The organism is Clostridium sp. D46t1_190503_E9 (assembly GCF_015555225.1).
Lineage (GTDB): Bacteria > Bacillota > Clostridia > Clostridiales > Clostridiaceae > Clostridium.
Genome location: NZ_JADNKB010000023.1, coordinates 1 through 16,856, shown reverse-complemented (window position 1 = coordinate 16,856; position 16,856 = coordinate 1). Strand labels below are relative to the sequence as shown.

Genomic DNA, 16,856 nt, shown 5'->3' with positions numbered 1-16,856 from the left:
ATTTATTTAATTATATAAAAAATACCTATAGCCATAAACCCTTTTATTTAAGTGTCTAGTCTATAGGTATCAGTTTAAATTAGAGCTTCCCTTTTTATGAGCTAATATCAAAATTTATTTTGCTACAGCCCCATTCTTATATTATTAAGCTTCTTTAGATAGCCTTTCTAAATCAGATATTATTACTTTTACTAAATCAAGTTTTCCTTTAGCGTAATCTTTATCATTTAACCAATCTATTCCAAGCTCTAATGCCTTTTCAGTTTCCTTATATTCATTTAATAAAGTTTTAACTAAATCTTCTCTCATAATTACTTCTCTCCTTTATAACAAATACTATTCAACAGTAACTGATTTTGCTAAGTTACGTGGCTTATCTACGTCACAACCCTTTTGCTTAGCCATATAGTATGATATTAATTGAAGTGGAACTACTGATAATACTGGAGTTAATAATGAATTTGTATTTGGGATATAAATTACATCATCACAAACCTCCTTAGCATCTTCGTCCCCTTCATTTGCTATTGCTAGAACTCTTGCCCCTCTTGTAACTACTTCTCTGATGTTACTTATCATTTTGTCTCTTAATCTATCTTCTGTTAATAATGCTATTATTGGAGTTCCATTTTCTATTAGAGCTATTGGACCATGCTTTAATTCTCCACCTGCATATGCTTCTGAATGAATATATGATATTTCTTTAAGCTTTAAAGAACCTTCTAAAGCAACAGCATAATCTAATCCTCTTCCTAAGAAGAAAAGATCTTTATCCATATAGTTTTTAGATGCAAACTTTTGTAATTCATCTTTCTTAACTAATATTTCATTTACCTTTTCTGGTAAATTCATTAATTCTTCTTTAAGATTTTCTGCTGTTTCATTACCAATTGTACCCTTAACTTCTCCAAAGTATATTCCTAAAATATACATTGCTATTAATTGTGTTTCATAAGCCTTTGTTGAAGCAACTGCTATTTCTGGACCCGCCCAAGTATAAAGTACATGATGTGCTTCTCTTGAAGCTGAACTTCCAACAACATTTGTTATAGCTAAAACTTTTGCTCCTATTCTTTTTGCATCTCTTAAAACTGCTAAAGTATCAGCAGTTTCTCCTGATTGGCTAACAACTATTAATAATGACTTTTCTGTTATTAATGGATCTCTATATCTAAATTCTGAAGCTATATCAACCTCAACTGGTATTTTAGCTAACTTTTCTATTATAGTTTTTCCAACTAATCCTGCATGATAAGCTGTTCCACAAGCAACTATAAATACTCTATCAAAAGATTCTAATTCTTCTTTAGTGATATTTATATTATCTAATTTAACTTTTGAATCCTTTAAAACTCTTGAAGTTAAAGTATCTTTTATTGCCTTTGGCTGCTCATGAATTTCTTTTAACATGAAATCTTCATATCCACCCTTTTCAGCAGCATCAACATCCCAAGTAACATGATATACTTCCTTATCTATAACTTCGCCATCTTCTGTCTTAATTTCTATTCCATCTCTAGTCATTACCACAAATTCTTTATCTTCTAATAAATAAACTTCTCTTGTATGATTAAGAACTGCTGGTATATCTGAAGCTATAAAGTATTCTTTTTCTCCAAGTCCAACTATTAATGGACTATCTTTTCTAACTGCAACTATTTTATCTGGCTCATTTTTACAAATAACACCTATTGCATAGCTTCCTTCCATTTTTGAAGTTGCCTTTACTACAGCTTCAAATAAATCACCTTTATAATAATAATCTACTAAGTTTGGAATAACTTCTGTATCAGTTTCTGAATAAAACTCATATCCCTTTGTCTTAAGCCATTCCTTTAACTTCATATAATTTTCTATAATTCCATTATGAACAACACTTATTGTTGCATTTCCATTTGTATGAGGATGTGAATTTATATCTGATGGCTCTCCATGAGTTGCCCATCTAGTGTGTCCTATTCCTATACTTCCTTTTAAAGGACTCTGCTTTAAATGATCATCTAAATTCTTTAAACGTCCTTTAAACTTTCTAACTTTAATTTCTCCATCTTCTAATACAGCTACTCCTGCTGAGTCATATCCCCTGTATTCAAGCTTTGATAATCCCTCAACTAATATTGGAGATGCTTCCTTTTTTCCTACGAATCCAACTATTCCGCACATATTTATCTTCCTTCCTTTTCTTCAACTGTATTTTTAATTTTATTTCTAATAAAGAACTTATATTCCTTATTGAAGGTTTTAACACCAAGCTAATGTTGTCCTACAAATCACTTTGTAGTTTTATTAGCTGTTAACGGTAGTGTGCAATACCGTGGGGCACCCGCCGAAGTATCGATACTCCCCAACCTCGTCAACTCATTTGAGTTCTGGCGCTTTTATTTTTATTATCATTTTCTCCTTTCTTTAAATATTTGATTTAATCTATACTCTATCTTATGCATATAAAATTAAAATCTACACTAATTCTAACACACTTTTTGTTAAAATCAACTATTTTTATTTAAATTTAATTATTTTAAGCTATTTTATTAAATTAATTCTATATATCTTTCATTTTCTCTTGTTTACTCTTGTTAATAACTATACATGTAGATGTCTAGACATATTTACAATGGATAATTGATAATGGACAATTCATAATTATGTAAAAAGCTCATCTTAAGCTGAATTTTCATATCTATGCTTTAAGGTTGATTCTTTTATCAATTGTCTATTATCTAAAAAAGATGTAGTTACTTTTTCTTTTTATAAAAGTAACTACATCCTTTATTAATTTCATTTTTATTATAAATATATTATATTAAACTGCATTATGCATAGTAAACATGCTTATTAATTTTAATTTTTCTTTTCTAGATAATTGCTTTATTGCATATTCTCTTTTCATTGCATCTTTTTTATCTTCAAATTCTTCAAAATATACTATTTCTACTGGTAATCTAGCTTTTGTATATTTAGCTCCTTTTCCACTATTGTGAGCTTTAATCCTTTTTTCTAGAGAGGTTGTCCACCCTGTATATAAAGTGTTATCGCTACATTTTAATATATAAACGTAATTCATTTTATCACCTAGTCTAATCTTCATTATATTTTTAATAAGTAAATTATAACTCAATAAAAAGCTTTTATAAAAGTAATTTATAACTTAATAAAAAGGTTATCTTAAACTATACTTTTTAAGATAACCTTTTATTCAATATCTATTTTAATGCATTTTCTATTCTATTTCTTATTTCTTCTACTTTGTCTTTAGCAACATCTGTTTTTTCTCTTATTGCTTTATCATATTGGTTAAATAAATTTTCCATATCATCTACAGTACTTTTTATGGAAGCATCTTCAACTGTGTTCTTTAAATTTGTAAGTTTCCCTTTGAATTCACTGCTATATTTATCCCAATCTTCAGCTTTTATATTTTCTACTCCGCCCTCAACTTTTCCTTTAAATTCTGTGTATAAATTATTTACAGAAGTCCTACTCTCATTTACTGAGCCCCCTTGATTATTAGTACCATTAGTATTTGAATTTGTATTATCTGTCACTCCAGTACCATTTGTTCCATTCATTCCGTTTGTACCATCTGTTGTTCCTGTGCCTGCCTTATCTGTTACTCCTGTACCTGAATTGTTATTTGTTGATGGATTTCCTTCTGTAGCGTTTCCACAGGCTGCTAATCCTAAACTACAAGTTATTAACATACCTATTAATAATTTTTTCATTTTAGTTCCTCCTTTTTTCACCATATATTTATTCTCCCTCTCTCATAACCACACAATTATTTTCTCTCTTAAACTTTAAATTATACTTATTAGGTAATCATCTTATTGATGATGCCCTCATAAGTTCAGAAAGCTTACAGTTACCAAAATACAATATTCATTTCAATCTAAATTTATAGTAAAAAAAGGAGCTATCTTAAAAGACAGTTCCTCCTATAAAATTAAAAATTATTTATGTAATTTGACACAATCAATAAATCCATTAATTTATTTTAAATTGTTTAAATAATATTTTTGTTTTTAAAATAAATTTAAAATAACTCCACCTAACACAGTTAATGCATAAACTACATTCATCACAACAAAATTCTTTACTGCTAATACAAAAGTATCTTTTTTAGTTTGAAGTTTATTGAACTTATTTATATTTCCCTTTATAACTTTTAATACTAGTAATGTTACTATTGAAACTATCGGTAATATTCTAAGCAATACTCCAACTACTATAGCAATAAATCCAATATAATATAACCATTTAAATACCTTTAAGGCATTTTCTTTTCCAATATATATCGGAAGTGTATATCTTTTATTTACTATATCTTCATCTATATCACAAATATTATTTGCAAGCATTATATTAGAAATTCCAGTTATAGCTGGTAAACTTACAATAAATATGTATATCAACTCAAATATATTAAAGTTTATGCTTATGTTATTTAAATTGGTAAAGTTAATTGATAATATCTCTGAATCAAATATATGTATATAGATAGTTAAAAACGTTATTATAAATCCCATTGCAAGACCTGAAAATATTTCTCCAAATGGTGTCCTTGATATTGGTATTGGACCAAATGAATATGTAATTCCTATAACAAATGAAATTGCACCTATTAATAAAACTATTATATTAGTATTTTTAACTAGCAGTAACCCTAAAGCTGTTGCTAATATAAGCATAAAATAAATAGTTATCCTAACTACTCTTGGATTTAAATTATAACTAACTATAGCATTATGAGTTTCGTATCCATATCCTTCTTTTTTAACTGCTTTTGCATAATCCATATAATTATTAATCGCTGTAGTAGTCATATCAAATATTATCATTGATAAAAACATTATTATTGCATTTTTTATATTAAAATTATCATATCTGTATAAAGCATAAAAAGTTCCTAATAAAAATGGAATTACACTTGCTACTTTTGTTTGTATCTCTACTAATTTTAAAAAGCTACCTATTCTCAAAATTAATCTCTCCCTCTAAAAATATTATATTAACTATTTTATAACTTCTTTTAAAAATAAGAAAGTGAAAATATGTAAGTTCACCAATCTAATAAATTTGTTTAGAATTAGAATAAACTTATATATTTCCACCTAAAATTAAAAGAAAAAAGTAGAGAAATTCAAATTTATTAATTTTATAAATAAGTTCTAAAACATGAGATATAAGTTTTCTCTACTAGTTTACTTTCATTTATTTAATTTTTAATTTAAATATTTAATTTAAAAATGCTTGTGCCTCTATTTTAACTGATTCTTGACTTTCTTTATCTTCTTCATCATATTCTGAATGCTTATAAAAATAATCTGCCATTTGGAATCTCTTAACCCTAGAAATGCTTAATTCTTCAGCTAAATCATCTAAAAATCTTACTTCAGACATCTCATATTCAGCATCTGCTAATGCAACTCTAGTTAATTCAAAAAATACTATGTTTATTATTCTCTCTCCAGCATTCCTTATAACATTGATTGTTTCTTCATGGCTAACTTCTTCTAAATCAAAGTCCTCCATATTCATTTCTTTTAATGCTCTCTCAATTAATTCCTTCTCTTTTTCTTCTACTTTATCATCTACTAACGCAAATTCTACAAGTAAGTTGATATAGGCAGTACCTAACTCTTTGCTAAGTTCATCTAAAAACATACCCAATCCTCCTTTGTTTTTACTATATTAATTATAACATATATTAAATATGTATAGAATAAAGAGCCTTCTTACAATTAAAATTAAAGAGCTGCCTTATAGACAGCTCCTTTTAAAATATTCCTAATCCAACTTCTTAGTATCTATCCAACTCATCATTTCTCTTAATTCTTGACCAACTTTTTCAATTGGATGTTCTGCTTCCATTCTTCTTCTTGCATTAAACATAGGTCTTCCAACTTGATTTTCTAATAACCAATTCTTTGCAAATGTTCCATCTTGAATTTCAGATAACACCTTTTTCATTTCCTTCTTTGTTTCTTCAGTTACTATTCTATTACCTACCATATAATCCCCGTATTCAGCAGTATCTGATATAGAATATCTCATCATACTCATTCCACCTTGATATAGTAAATCTACAATTAGCTTCATTTCATGTAAACACTCAAAATATGCATTTTCAGGAGCATATCCTGCTTCTACTAAAGTTTCAAACCCTGCTTTTATAAGTGCTGTACAACCTCCACAAAGAACTGCTTGTTCTCCAAATAAATCTGTTTCTGTTTCATCCTTAAATGTAGTTTCTAATACTCCGGCTCTGGCTCCACCTATTCCATTTGAATAAGCTAAAGCTAAATCACGAGCATTTCCTGTTGGATTTTGATATACAGCTATTAAACATGGAACTCCTGATCCTTCTGTGTAAGTTCTTCTTACCATATGTCCTGGTCCCTTAGGCGCACACATAAATACATCTACATTTTCTGGCGGAACTATTTGTCCATAATGAATATTGAATCCATGTGCAAATACTAGTGCATTTCCTTCTTCTAGATATGGAGCTATTTCTGATTTATATACCTTTGCTTGTTTTTCATCTGGTAATAATATAACTACTACATCTGAAGCCTTTGCTGCTTCTGCAACTGTTGCTACATGTAATCCTGCTTTTTCAGCTCTTTCCCAAGACTTACTTCCTTCATAAAGTCCAACAACAACATCAATTCCACTTTCATGTAAGTTTAATGCATGAGCATGGCCTTGACTACCATATCCAATTATAGCAACCTTTTTCCCCTTTAATAATTCTAAATTTGTGTCCTTTTCATAATACATTTTTGCCATTTTTCTAACCCCCTAATTATCTACATCTTCTTCACTTATTATTTCATTAATTGGTGCACCAGGTGCAACCATAGGAAATACTTTTTTATCATTATGAATTACATAATCTATTACTACTGGCCCTTTAAACTCTAAGGCTTCCCTTAAAACTGGTTCTAGTTCTTCTTTTTCATAAACTCTAAAACCTCTTCCCCCAAAGGCCTGAGCTAATTTAACAAAATCAGTCGATCTATTTAAAGTTGTTGATGAATATCTTGCCTCATAGAAAAAGTTTTGCCATTGCCTTACCATTCCTAATGAATTATTATTAACTATTATTATAATTACAGGCAAATTATTCTTTACTGCTGTAACTAATTCATTACAATTCATTCCGAAGCTTCCATCTCCAGCTATATTAAAAACCTGCTTATTTTTTAATGCAATTTGTGCACCAATTGATGCTCCTAATCCAAAGCCCATAGTTCCAAGTCCACCTGAGGATATGAAACTTCTTGGATTCTTATATTTAAAATACTGAGCTGCCCACATTTGATGCTGACCAACTTCAGTAGCTATTACAAAACTTCCATCATCTAATTCACTAAGCTTCCTAAATAAAAACTCTGGAGTTAACTCTCCTGTAATAGAAGTATCTTTAACATTTAAATCTTTAAGTTCATTCATTTGATTTAACCATTCTTCATTTTTCTTTTCTTTTAATAATGGAATTAACCTTTGAAGAACAACCTTTAAATCCCCAACTATAAATGAATCCACTTTGATATTTTTATTAATTTCTGCTGGATCTACATCTATATGAACTACCTTTGCATTCTTTATATTTTTTTGATTACTAATGACTCTATCACTAAATCTTGCTCCTAAATTTATTAATAGATCACATTTAGTAGCTAATATATTTGAAGCTTTAGTTCCATGCATTCCTATCATCCCTGTATATAATGGATGATTATAAGGAAATGCTGAAATTGCCATAAGAGAAGTCGCTATTGGTGAATTTATTTTTTCAACAAATCCCTTTAGCTCTTCAAAAGCTTCTGCTGCTACTATTCCCCCTCCTGCATAAACAAAAGGATTTTCAGCCTCATTTATTAATGCGGCTACTTCTTCTAAAGCTTCATCCGTTATATGCTTTGTTTTTCTTTCTACTTCCTTTGGAATTATAGGTTCATATTTTGCTTTAGCTGACGTAATATCCTTAGGTATATCTATTAGTACTGGTCCTGGTCTACCTTCTTTAGCTATATAAAAAGCTTCCCTTATAATTCCTTGTAAATCATTCACATCTTTAACTATATAATTATGCTTTGTTATCGGCATAGTTATTCCAGTTATATCAACTTCCTGAAAGCTATCTTTTCCAAGAAGTTGCTTTGTAACATTTCCCGTTATTGCAACCATTGGTATAGAATCCATATAAGCAGTTGCTATCCCAGTCACAAGATTAGTTGCCCCAGGTCCAGAAGTTGCTAAACATACACCAACCTTTCCAGTTGCCCTAGCATACCCATCTGCCGCATGTGCTGCCCCTTGCTCATGCGCTGTTAATATATGATTTATCTTATCCCTATACTTATATAACTCATCATATATATTAAGAACAGCACCACCAGGATATCCAAAAATAGTATCAACACCCTCATCCAAGAGAGATTTAATCAATATTTCAGCCCCTGTTAAAAACATAAATAACCCCCTTATTTCAATGGATAATGGATAATTGACAGTTGACAATTATCCATTGCCAATTATCCATTACTCCAGTATTGCTCCTTTGCTAGCCGAGCTCACCAACTTAGCGTACCTTGCTAAGTAGCCTTCTTTTACTTTTGGCTCTAATAATGTTTTATTTTTTCTTCTTTTTTCTAAAACTTCATCGTCTACTAAAAGCTCTAGTTTACCATTTGGTATATCTATTGAAATTATATCTCCTTCTTCAACTAATGCTATTGTTCCTCCTTCTGCTGCTTCTGGAGAAACGTGCCCTATTGCAGCTCCTTTTGTTGCTCCACTAAATCTTCCATCTGTTATTAATGCTACATATTTATCTAATCCCATTCCTGCTATTGCTGATGTTGGAGATAGCATTTCTCTCATTCCTGGACCACCCTTAGGCCCTTCATATCTTATTACTACTACGTCACCTTTTATAATTTTTTTAGAAATAATTGCTTCTATTGCTTCTTCCTCAGAATCAAATACTCTTGCAGGTCCCTTATGTGTTAACATTTCTTCTAGAACTGCTGATTTTTTTACTACTGCTCCATCTTTTGCTAAGTTTCCTCTTAATACTTGGATTCCACCTGTAGTGCTATATGGATTGTCTATATTTCTTATTACATTATTATCATTTACTACTACATCTTTTAGGTTTTCTTTATGAGTTTTAGAAGTTGCTGTTATGCAATCCAAATCTAATAAATCCTTCTTTGAAAGTTCCTTCATAACAGCTTGTATTCCACCAGCCCAATATAAATCTTCTATATGAGTATCAGATGCTGGTGCCAACTTACAAAGGTTTGGAGTTTTTGAAGATACTTCGTTGATAATATCTAAATTCATTTCAACCTTTGCTTCATTTGCAATTGCAGTTAAATGAAGTACACTATTTGTTGAGCATCCTAAAGCCATATCAACTGTCAATGCATTCTTTATAGACTTTTCATTAACTATATCTCTTGGCTTTATATCTTTTTCTAATAAATCCATTATTCTCATCCCTGCATATTTAGCAAGTCTTATTCTTTCTGAATATACTGCTGGTATGGTTCCATTACCAGGCAATGCTAGCCCTAAAACCTCTGCCAAACAATTCATTGAATTTGCAGTAAACATTCCTGAACATGACCCACATGTTGGGCATGCCTTATTTTCTAGTTCACACAAATCTCCTTCTAACATAGTCCCATTCTCATAAGCGCCAACTGCTTCAAACATAGTTGAAAGTGATACTTCCTTATCCTTAAATTTTCCTGCAAGCATTGGTCCTCCACTCACAACAATTGCTGGAATGTTTAATCTTAATGCTGCCATCATCATACCTGGAACAATTTTATCGCAATTTGGTATTAAAACTAAAGCATCAAATCCATGAGCCTTAACCATGCACTCAATAGTATCTGCTATAAGTTCTCTTGTAACTAAGGAATACTTCATTCCTTCATGTCCCATTGCAATACCATCACATACTCCTATAGTTGGAAATACCAAAGGTGTTCCCCCAGATAGCAGTACGCCTTTTTTAACTGCTTCAACTATTTTATCTAAATTTATATGACCTGGAATTATATCATTTTGTGAAGTTACAACTCCAATTAACGGCCTATTTATTTCTTCATCTGTAAGACCTGTAGCCTTTAGTAATGATCTATGAGGAGCCCTTGATGGTCCCTTTTTAACTACATCGCTTCTCAAATAACTCACCTCTTTTATCCAAATATTTTTTGTATAACTAACTCTCCAATCTCTTTAGTTCCAACTAGCTTCATTCCTTCACTCATTATGTCACCTGTTCTATATCCATCTTCTAGCACTTTTACAACAGATTCTTCTATAAGATTAGCTTCTTTTTCTAAATTAAAGCTAAATCTTAGCATCATTGCTGCTGAAAGTATTGTTGCCAGCGGATTGGCTATTCCCTTCCCTGCAATATCTGGTGCACTTCCATGTATCGGCTCATACATTCCAAGAGTGCCTTCTCCTAATGAAGCTGAAGGTAACATTCCTATAGAACCAGTTATCATACTAGCTTCATCAGATAAAATATCTCCAAACATATTAGATGTCACTATTACATCAAACTGTCTTGGATCCCTAACTAATTGCATAGCTGCATTATCAACATACATATGATTTACTTCTACATCTGGATAATCCTTAGCTACTTCTTCTATAACACTTCTCCATAGCCTTGAAGTTTCTAAAATATTTGCCTTATCAACACTAGTAAGTTTTTTCTTTCTCTTCATTGCTGTATCAAATGCTATTTTAGCTATTCTTCTTACTTCATTTACATTGTATCTTTCAGTATCATAAGCTCCAGATACTCCATTTAGCTCTTCTCTTCCTCTTTCACCAAAATATATTCCACCAGTCAATTCTCTAACTACGCATATATCAATTCCATCACCTATAATGCTATCTTTAAGTGGAGATGCATCCTTAAGAGATTCATATAATAAAGCTGGTCTTAAATTACAATATAAATTCATTCCACCTCTAAGCCCAAGTAATGCTTGCTCTGGTCTAATTTTTGCATTTGGATTATCCCACTTAGGTCCTCCAACTGCACCAAGTAATACAGCATCAGCCTTCTTGCATGCTTCCAAAGTTTCATCTGGAAGAGGTGTTCCTTTTTTATCTATTGCACATCCCCCAGCTAATAAATATTCATATTCAAACACATGATTAAACTTATCCCCAACACAATTTAAAATATTCACAGTTTGTTCCACAACTTCTGGACCAATTCCATCCCCTGGTATAACCGCTATCTTATAATTCATATTAAAAAGCCCCCCTTATTAATTGACAATAGACAATTGTAGATATAATTCAGCTTCGCTGAATTATTAAATTTTATAAACTCCGCAGGAGTTTATTCATTAACTATCCATTGTCCTTTCTCCATTATCCATTGATTATGAATTGTTCTTAATATAGTTTACTAGTCCATTGCTATTTATTATCTTCTGCATAAACTCTGGAAATGGTTCTCCTTGGTATTCTTGATTTTTTGATTTGTTTTTGATTACTCCTGTAGTAAAATCTATTTCGAGTTCGTCTCCTGCTTCTATTGATTTAACCGCTTCTTCACATTCTATTATTGGCAATCCTATATTTATTGCATTTCTATAGAATATCCTTGCAAATGTTGATGCTATTACACAGCTTACTCCACTTTCTTTTATTGATATTGGAGCATGCTCTCTTGATGATCCACATCCAAAATTCTTATTTGCAACGATTATATCTCCCTTTTCAACCTTCTTAGTAAAATCAGAATCTATATCTTCCATACAATGCATTGCTAATTCTTTAGGATCCGATGTATTCAAATATCTTGCAGGAATTATCACATCCGTATCTACATTGTCACCATATTTAAAGACCTTTCCACTTGCTTTCATTTACATAACCCCCTTGTTTAAATTGACAATTGACAATGGAAAATTGATAATTGTGGATATAATTCAGCTTTGCTGAATTATTAAAACAACTAAAATTCTCTAACTCAGCTTGCCTGAATTATTTCCTAAATTGTACATCATCCCTTATCAATTATTAATTATATTGTTCATTATCCATTATCCATTGTTCTCTACTTCTTCCGGGCTTGTTATCTTCCCAGTCAATGCTGATGCTGCTGCTACTGCTGGACTTGCTAGGTAAACTTCTGACTCAACATGCCCCATTCTTCCTACGAAGTTCCTGTTTGTTGTTGATATTGCTCTTTCACCTTTTGCAAGTATCCCCATATGCCCACCTAGGCATGGACCACAAGTTGGTGTTGATACTACTGCTCCAGCTTCTACTAGATCTTTTATTATTCCTTCTTCTAAAGCTTGAAGGTAAATCTTTTGAGTTCCTGGGAATACAATACATCTAACTCCCTTTTTAACTTTTTTATTCTTTAATATATCTCTTGCAACTCTTAGGTCTGAAATTCTTCCATTTGTGCAAGATCCTATAACAACTTGATCTACAGCTACTTCTCCAACTTCATCTATAGTTCTTGTGTTATCAGGTAAATGTGGAAATGCTACTGTAGGTCTTAATGTACTTAAATCTATTTCATAAACTTCATCATATTCAGCATCCTCATCTGCTTCATATACCTTCCATTCTCTTTTTGAATGTTCCATTAAGTATTTAATAGTTATATCATCAACTTTGAATATTCCATTTTTTCCACCTGCTTCAATAGCCATGTTAGCCATTGTAAATCTATCATCTATTGATAAGTATTTTAATCCATCCCCTACAAATTCCATGGATTTATATAATGCACCATCAACACCTATCATCCCAATTATATGAAGTATTACATCTTTTCCACTAACCCATTTTGATGGCTTATTTTTTAAAACAAACTTTATTGCTGAAGGAACTTTAAACCAACACTTACCTGTAGCCATACCAGCAGCCATATCTGTTGATCCTATTCCTGTTGAAAATGCTCCTAATGCCCCATATGTGCAAGTATGTGAATCTGCCCCAATTACAACATCCCCTGCAATTGCTAAACCTTTTTCTGGTATTAAGCAATGCTCTATTCCCATTTCTCCGACTTCAAAAAAGTTAGTGATTTCTTTTTCTCTTGCAAACTCTCTAATAAATTTACATTGCTCTGCTGCTTTTATATCCTTATTAGGTGTAAAGTGATCTGGTACTATAGCTATTTTATCTTTATTAAATACCTTATCTAAGTTTAGTTTATTAAACTCTTTTACTGCAACTGGCGATGTAATATCATTACCTAATACTAAATCTAAGTTTGCTTCAATTAGTTGACCTGCCTTTACACTTTCCAGTCCTGCATGAGCTGCTAGAATCTTTTGAGTCATAGTCATTCCCATATTTTTAAGCCCCCTTTTTAAAAATACATTCTTACTGTTTTTTCTATATCTTTTATTAATTTATACTCTAATGAATCAACTAAAGCTATCCAACTGGCCTGCACAACATCTCTTGATACCCCAACAGTGCTCCAATTTTCTACTCCATCTGTTGATTCTATAAGAACTCTTACCTTTGCTCCTGTTGCACTTTCTGAATCTAAAACTCTAACCTTATAATCTACTAATCTTACTTCTTTTAATTGTGGATAAAAACATTCAAGAGCTTCTCTTAATGCTTTATCCAATGCATTCACAGGACCATCACCTTCAGATGCAGTCATTTTATTCTTACCATCAACTGTTATATTAATTAATGCTGTTGAAGTAAAATCTTTATTATTCCATGGCTGTTCTCCTATTGTTTTAAAATGATTAAGTTTGAAAAAAGGTTTATACTTTCCTATTGTTTTTCTTATTAAGAGTTCTACTGTCCCTTCTGCTCCTTCAAACTTATAGCCTTCATATTCCAATTCCTTTAGCCTATTAGTTATCTTTTCTACTTCTTCACTTTCTCTTGTTATACTTGGGAAAATCTTTTGTATTTCTTTTAGAATTGTACTTTTACCGCTTACTTCTGATACTAAAAATCTTCTATCATTTCCTATAAGCTCTGGTTTTATATGCTCATATGATTTTGATGATTTAAACACTGCATCTATATGCATTCCACCCTTATGTGCAAAAGCTGATGCCCCTATATACGGCATATTATCTAATAAATTTATATTTGAAATTTCTGAAATGAACCTTGCTGTCTTTGTTAAGTTTGATAATCTTTCTTTTGGTATAGCTTCATAACCCATCCTTAATTGCAATGTTGGTATAATAGCTGATAAATTAGCATTTCCACACCTTTCTCCAACACCTATAAATGTCCCCTGAACATGGCATATCCCTTCTTCTACAGCCATTATTGAATTTGATATAGCCATTCCAATATCATTATGACAATGAATTCCTACTCTTCCGCCTATTGATTCCATTACGCTCTTTGATATATCTTTAATTTCAGATGGAAGTGTTCCTCCATTTGTATCGCATAATACTATTACATCAGCTCCAGCTTCCTTTGCTGCGTTTATAGTTTCCATAGCATATGTCTTATTTTCTTTATATCCATCAAAGAAATGTTCTGCATCAAATATGACTTCTTTATTTTTATCTTTTATATATCTAACTGAATCAGTTATCATATTTATATTTTCATCTAGTGATGTTTTCAATATTTCTTTAACTTGAAAATCCCATGCCTTACCGAAGATAACAATAACATCTGTTTCTGCTTTTATTAAACTTTTAATATTAATATCTTCTTCAACCGTAATGTTAGCTTTTCTCGTTGCCCCAAACGCAGCTAACTTAGAATTCTTTAAATTAATATTTTTCATCCTTTTAAAAAATTCCATATCCTTTGGATTTGATCCAGGATTCCCTGCCTCTATATAAGATACCCCCATTTCATCTAAAGCCATAGCAACCTTGATTTTATCCTCAAGAGAAAATGAAATATCTTCACCCTGTGCCCCATCCCTTAAAGTCGAATCAAATATTTCTATTCGTCTATTGCTCATTGCTAAAACACCCCCAAGAGTAATTTACAATTGATAGTGGATAATTATCAATTGCCAATTTTCCATTATCCATTAAATTGTCCATTGTCAATTATCAATTGTCCATTAATTAAAATATTCCCCATACTCTGTTATATCTTTGTCTCCTCTTTCCAATGCTGTTATTCCTGTTCTTACTATTTCTACTATTCCGTAGTCTTCCATAAGCTCTATTAATGCATTTATTTTGCTATCATCACCAGTTAATTCTATTGTTACTGTATTGTGAGCAACGTCTATTATCTTGCTTCTAAATATTTTTACTACTTCGTTTATTGCCCCTCTTTTTTCTGGTGAAGCCTGTACTTTAATTAAAACCAGCTCTCTATATACTGAAAATTCTGACTTTAATTCATGCACTCTTAGAACATCCTCTAGCTTATTGAGTTGTTTTGTAAATTGCTCTAGTACATCTTCATTCCCCATTAATACAATTGTCATTCTAGATATTTCAGGATTTTCTGTTCTCCCAACAGTTAAACTATCAATGTTAAATCCTCGTCTTGCAAATAATCCTGAAACTCTAGTTAATACCCCAGATGAATTGCGTACCAGTACAGATAATACATGCCTTTCCAAATTTTTAGCCCCCTTTATTAAAAAACTGTGTAAAAAAACCACCCTTATGATATGACTCAATATGGTGGTAATAAACATTCCGCCTTAAATTATACTATCACTAGGTTCTATCAAACCCTTGCCTTTAACGGTGCTTACCGGTAGTCGCTTACTCATACCCCCATGTACTTTCTGGACACTGCTCTGGAGTGATATTCATTTAGTAAAGTATCCATTCACACCTACCATGGACTCTCTGTAACTTTATTTTCTAAACAAAAGTCTCCGTCTTCGCATTTATAAAACTTATAAGGACATATTAAATTTTGTTATTGCTAAAATTCTACTCCTCATTTCTTCCAGTGTCAATCACAAATTCAAAACTTTGCCAAATTGCTTTTTGAATACTTTTTCACAATACTAATAATTACCATTTTATTAATTAATATCCTTTATTACTGATAAACAACTAATTATTTTTCTATTATCATATTTTTGTTCCATTAAAATATACATTTTTTTATCAATTTAATTTACAACTTAAATCTAGGATTCTTATTTATTAATCATCCTATTTACATTTTTTATAATAATAGTAAAATATTATATAATAACCTATATTTTCTATATTAATCATTAATATCAATGCTAAATAAAATAAAAAACAAATGTAGTAATAATATTTCTATGACCAATATTATATAAAAATATTTATTAATCAACCGATTTTAAAACATATTACTTATATATAATTTCATATTCTAAATTAAATTTAGTTCACAAGATACTAAAATATTTAAATTGAGAGGGATGTTTTTTATGTGCGGATTTCCACCACTACAATTAACTCTAGTAAATATTACTAACAATACTGATACAACTATTAATGATATTTCCTTTAATTATGAAGGAAGTATGTCAGAAGATGTAGTTATTCCTACATTAAAACCTAGACAAAATAAACAGACAGGGATTTCTACTATCAATCTAAAGAATCATACTGATATTATGATGTATAATAAAACAAATGAAGAGAATTTCTCATATGCATTAAAACCTGATGCAATTAACCCAGATGTTGCTGTTAAATATTCAGGAGTACTTCATATAAGAATAAACGATGTAAAAGATAATGGGGAGTTACAATTATCAGTCACAATAGAAGAATAGACATAGAAATCAAGGGGCTCGCGAAATAAACTGATACCTATAGACTAGACACTTAAATAAAAGGGTTTATGGCTATAGGTATTTTTTATATAATTAAATAAAT

The 16,856-nt window shown here is 30.8% G+C and carries 15 protein-coding genes; 1 reads left to right on the top strand and 14 read right to left on the bottom strand.

Features of this window, described 5'->3' with window-relative positions; genetic code table 11:
• Positions 1 to 144: 144 nt before the first annotated feature.
• The 14 genes from I2E83_RS17640 to ilvN all read right to left on the bottom strand — a co-directional run bounded on the left by I2E83_RS17640 (position 145) and on the right by ilvN (position 15,604).
• Positions 145 to 309: a hypothetical protein gene (locus tag I2E83_RS17640; protein WP_195266875.1), complete on the bottom strand. Its 165-nt coding sequence runs from the start codon at positions 307 to 309 to the stop codon at positions 145 to 147.
• Between the two features lie 27 nt (positions 310 to 336).
• Positions 337 to 2,163 carry a glutamine--fructose-6-phosphate transaminase (isomerizing) gene (glmS, locus tag I2E83_RS17635; RefSeq protein WP_195431362.1) on the bottom strand — a complete coding sequence of 609 codons (1,827 nt, stop codon included), beginning with the start codon at positions 2,161 to 2,163 and terminating at the stop codon, positions 337 to 339.
• A gap of 640 nt (positions 2,164 to 2,803) precedes the next feature.
• Positions 2,804 to 3,064: a GIY-YIG nuclease family protein gene (locus tag I2E83_RS17630; RefSeq protein ID WP_195266873.1), complete on the bottom strand. Its 261-nt coding sequence runs from the start codon at positions 3,062 to 3,064 to the stop codon at positions 2,804 to 2,806.
• Between the two features lie 139 nt (positions 3,065 to 3,203).
• The gene (locus I2E83_RS17625; protein WP_195431360.1) at positions 3,204 to 3,722 is read right to left on the bottom strand and encodes a hypothetical protein; all 519 of its coding nucleotides are present in this window, start codon (positions 3,720 to 3,722) and stop codon (positions 3,204 to 3,206) included.
• Between the two features lie 300 nt (positions 3,723 to 4,022).
• Positions 4,023 to 4,979, bottom strand: a complete 957-nt coding sequence (gene menA / locus I2E83_RS17620) for a 1,4-dihydroxy-2-naphthoate polyprenyltransferase (protein WP_195431357.1) — start codon at positions 4,977 to 4,979, stop codon at positions 4,023 to 4,025.
• Between the two features lie 256 nt (positions 4,980 to 5,235).
• The gene (locus I2E83_RS17615) at positions 5,236 to 5,664 is read right to left on the bottom strand and encodes a hypothetical protein (RefSeq protein ID WP_195266870.1); all 429 of its coding nucleotides are present in this window, start codon (positions 5,662 to 5,664) and stop codon (positions 5,236 to 5,238) included.
• 123 nt (positions 5,665 to 5,787) lie between these two features.
• A complete protein-coding gene (gene ilvC, locus I2E83_RS17610) occupies positions 5,788 to 6,792 on the bottom strand; it encodes a ketol-acid reductoisomerase (RefSeq protein ID WP_195431355.1) in 1,005 nt (334 codons plus the stop codon).
• A 12-nt stretch (positions 6,793 to 6,804) separates the two neighbouring features.
• Positions 6,805 to 8,481, bottom strand: coding sequence for a biosynthetic-type acetolactate synthase large subunit (gene ilvB, locus I2E83_RS17605; protein WP_195431353.1), 1,677 nt, complete (start codon positions 8,479 to 8,481; stop codon positions 6,805 to 6,807).
• A 69-nt stretch (positions 8,482 to 8,550) separates the two neighbouring features.
• Positions 8,551 to 10,209, bottom strand: coding sequence for a dihydroxy-acid dehydratase (ilvD, locus tag I2E83_RS17600; protein WP_195266867.1), 1,659 nt, complete (start codon positions 10,207 to 10,209; stop codon positions 8,551 to 8,553).
• A 14-nt stretch (positions 10,210 to 10,223) separates the two neighbouring features.
• Complete coding sequence (gene leuB / locus I2E83_RS17595; protein ID WP_195431351.1) at positions 10,224 to 11,300, bottom strand: 3-isopropylmalate dehydrogenase; 1,077 nt, start codon at positions 11,298 to 11,300, stop codon at positions 10,224 to 10,226.
• Between the two features lie 135 nt (positions 11,301 to 11,435).
• Positions 11,436 to 11,924: a 3-isopropylmalate dehydratase small subunit gene (gene leuD / locus I2E83_RS17590; RefSeq protein WP_195431348.1), complete on the bottom strand. Its 489-nt coding sequence runs from the start codon at positions 11,922 to 11,924 to the stop codon at positions 11,436 to 11,438.
• A 177-nt stretch (positions 11,925 to 12,101) separates the two neighbouring features.
• Positions 12,102 to 13,373 (bottom strand): 3-isopropylmalate dehydratase large subunit, encoded by a 1,272-nt coding sequence (gene leuC / locus I2E83_RS17585; protein WP_195431345.1) that lies wholly within the window; start codon positions 13,371 to 13,373, stop codon positions 12,102 to 12,104.
• Positions 13,374 to 13,390: 17 nt separating this feature from the next.
• Positions 13,391 to 14,986, bottom strand: a complete 1,596-nt coding sequence (gene cimA / locus I2E83_RS17580) for a citramalate synthase (protein WP_195431342.1) — start codon at positions 14,984 to 14,986, stop codon at positions 13,391 to 13,393.
• Between the two features lie 105 nt (positions 14,987 to 15,091).
• Positions 15,092 to 15,604 carry an acetolactate synthase small subunit gene (ilvN, locus tag I2E83_RS17575; RefSeq protein ID WP_195266862.1) on the bottom strand — a complete coding sequence of 171 codons (513 nt, stop codon included), beginning with the start codon at positions 15,602 to 15,604 and terminating at the stop codon, positions 15,092 to 15,094.
• Between the two features lie 798 nt (positions 15,605 to 16,402).
• On the opposite strand from ilvN, the gene I2E83_RS17570 reads away from it, so the two are divergent.
• Entirely contained in the window at positions 16,403 to 16,753 is a 351-nt protein-coding gene (locus I2E83_RS17570) for a hypothetical protein (RefSeq protein ID WP_195431339.1), read from the top strand.
• Positions 16,754 to 16,856: the final 103 nt, after the last annotated feature.

Excerpts from the sequence above, each read along its gene's own strand:
- cimA (WP_195431342.1), bottom strand. The coding sequence starts at position 14,986 with ATGAGCAATAGACGAATAGAAATATTTGATTCGACTTTAAGGGATGGG.
- I2E83_RS17615 (WP_195266870.1), bottom strand. The coding sequence starts at position 5,664 with ATGTTTTTAGATGAACTTAGCAAAGAGTTAGGTACTGCCTATATCAAC.
- glmS (WP_195431362.1), bottom strand. The coding sequence starts at position 2,163 with ATGTGCGGAATAGTTGGATTCGTAGGAAAAAAGGAAGCATCTCCAATA.
- I2E83_RS17625 (WP_195431360.1), bottom strand. The coding sequence starts at position 3,722 with ATGAAAAAATTATTAATAGGTATGTTAATAACTTGTAGTTTAGGATTA.
- I2E83_RS17640 (WP_195266875.1), bottom strand. The coding sequence starts at position 309 with ATGAGAGAAGATTTAGTTAAAACTTTATTAAATGAATATAAGGAAACT.
- I2E83_RS17630 (WP_195266873.1), bottom strand. The coding sequence starts at position 3,064 with ATGAATTACGTTTATATATTAAAATGTAGCGATAACACTTTATATACA.
- I2E83_RS17570 (WP_195431339.1), top strand. The coding sequence starts at position 16,403 with ATGTGCGGATTTCCACCACTACAATTAACTCTAGTAAATATTACTAAC.
- leuC (WP_195431345.1), bottom strand. The coding sequence starts at position 13,373 with ATGGGAATGACTATGACTCAAAAGATTCTAGCAGCTCATGCAGGACTG.
- ilvB (WP_195431353.1), bottom strand. The coding sequence starts at position 8,481 with ATGTTTTTAACAGGGGCTGAAATATTGATTAAATCTCTCTTGGATGAG.
- leuD (WP_195431348.1), bottom strand. The coding sequence starts at position 11,924 with ATGAAAGCAAGTGGAAAGGTCTTTAAATATGGTGACAATGTAGATACG.
- ilvC (WP_195431355.1), bottom strand. The coding sequence starts at position 6,792 with ATGGCAAAAATGTATTATGAAAAGGACACAAATTTAGAATTATTAAAG.
- leuB (WP_195431351.1), bottom strand. The coding sequence starts at position 11,300 with ATGAATTATAAGATAGCGGTTATACCAGGGGATGGAATTGGTCCAGAA.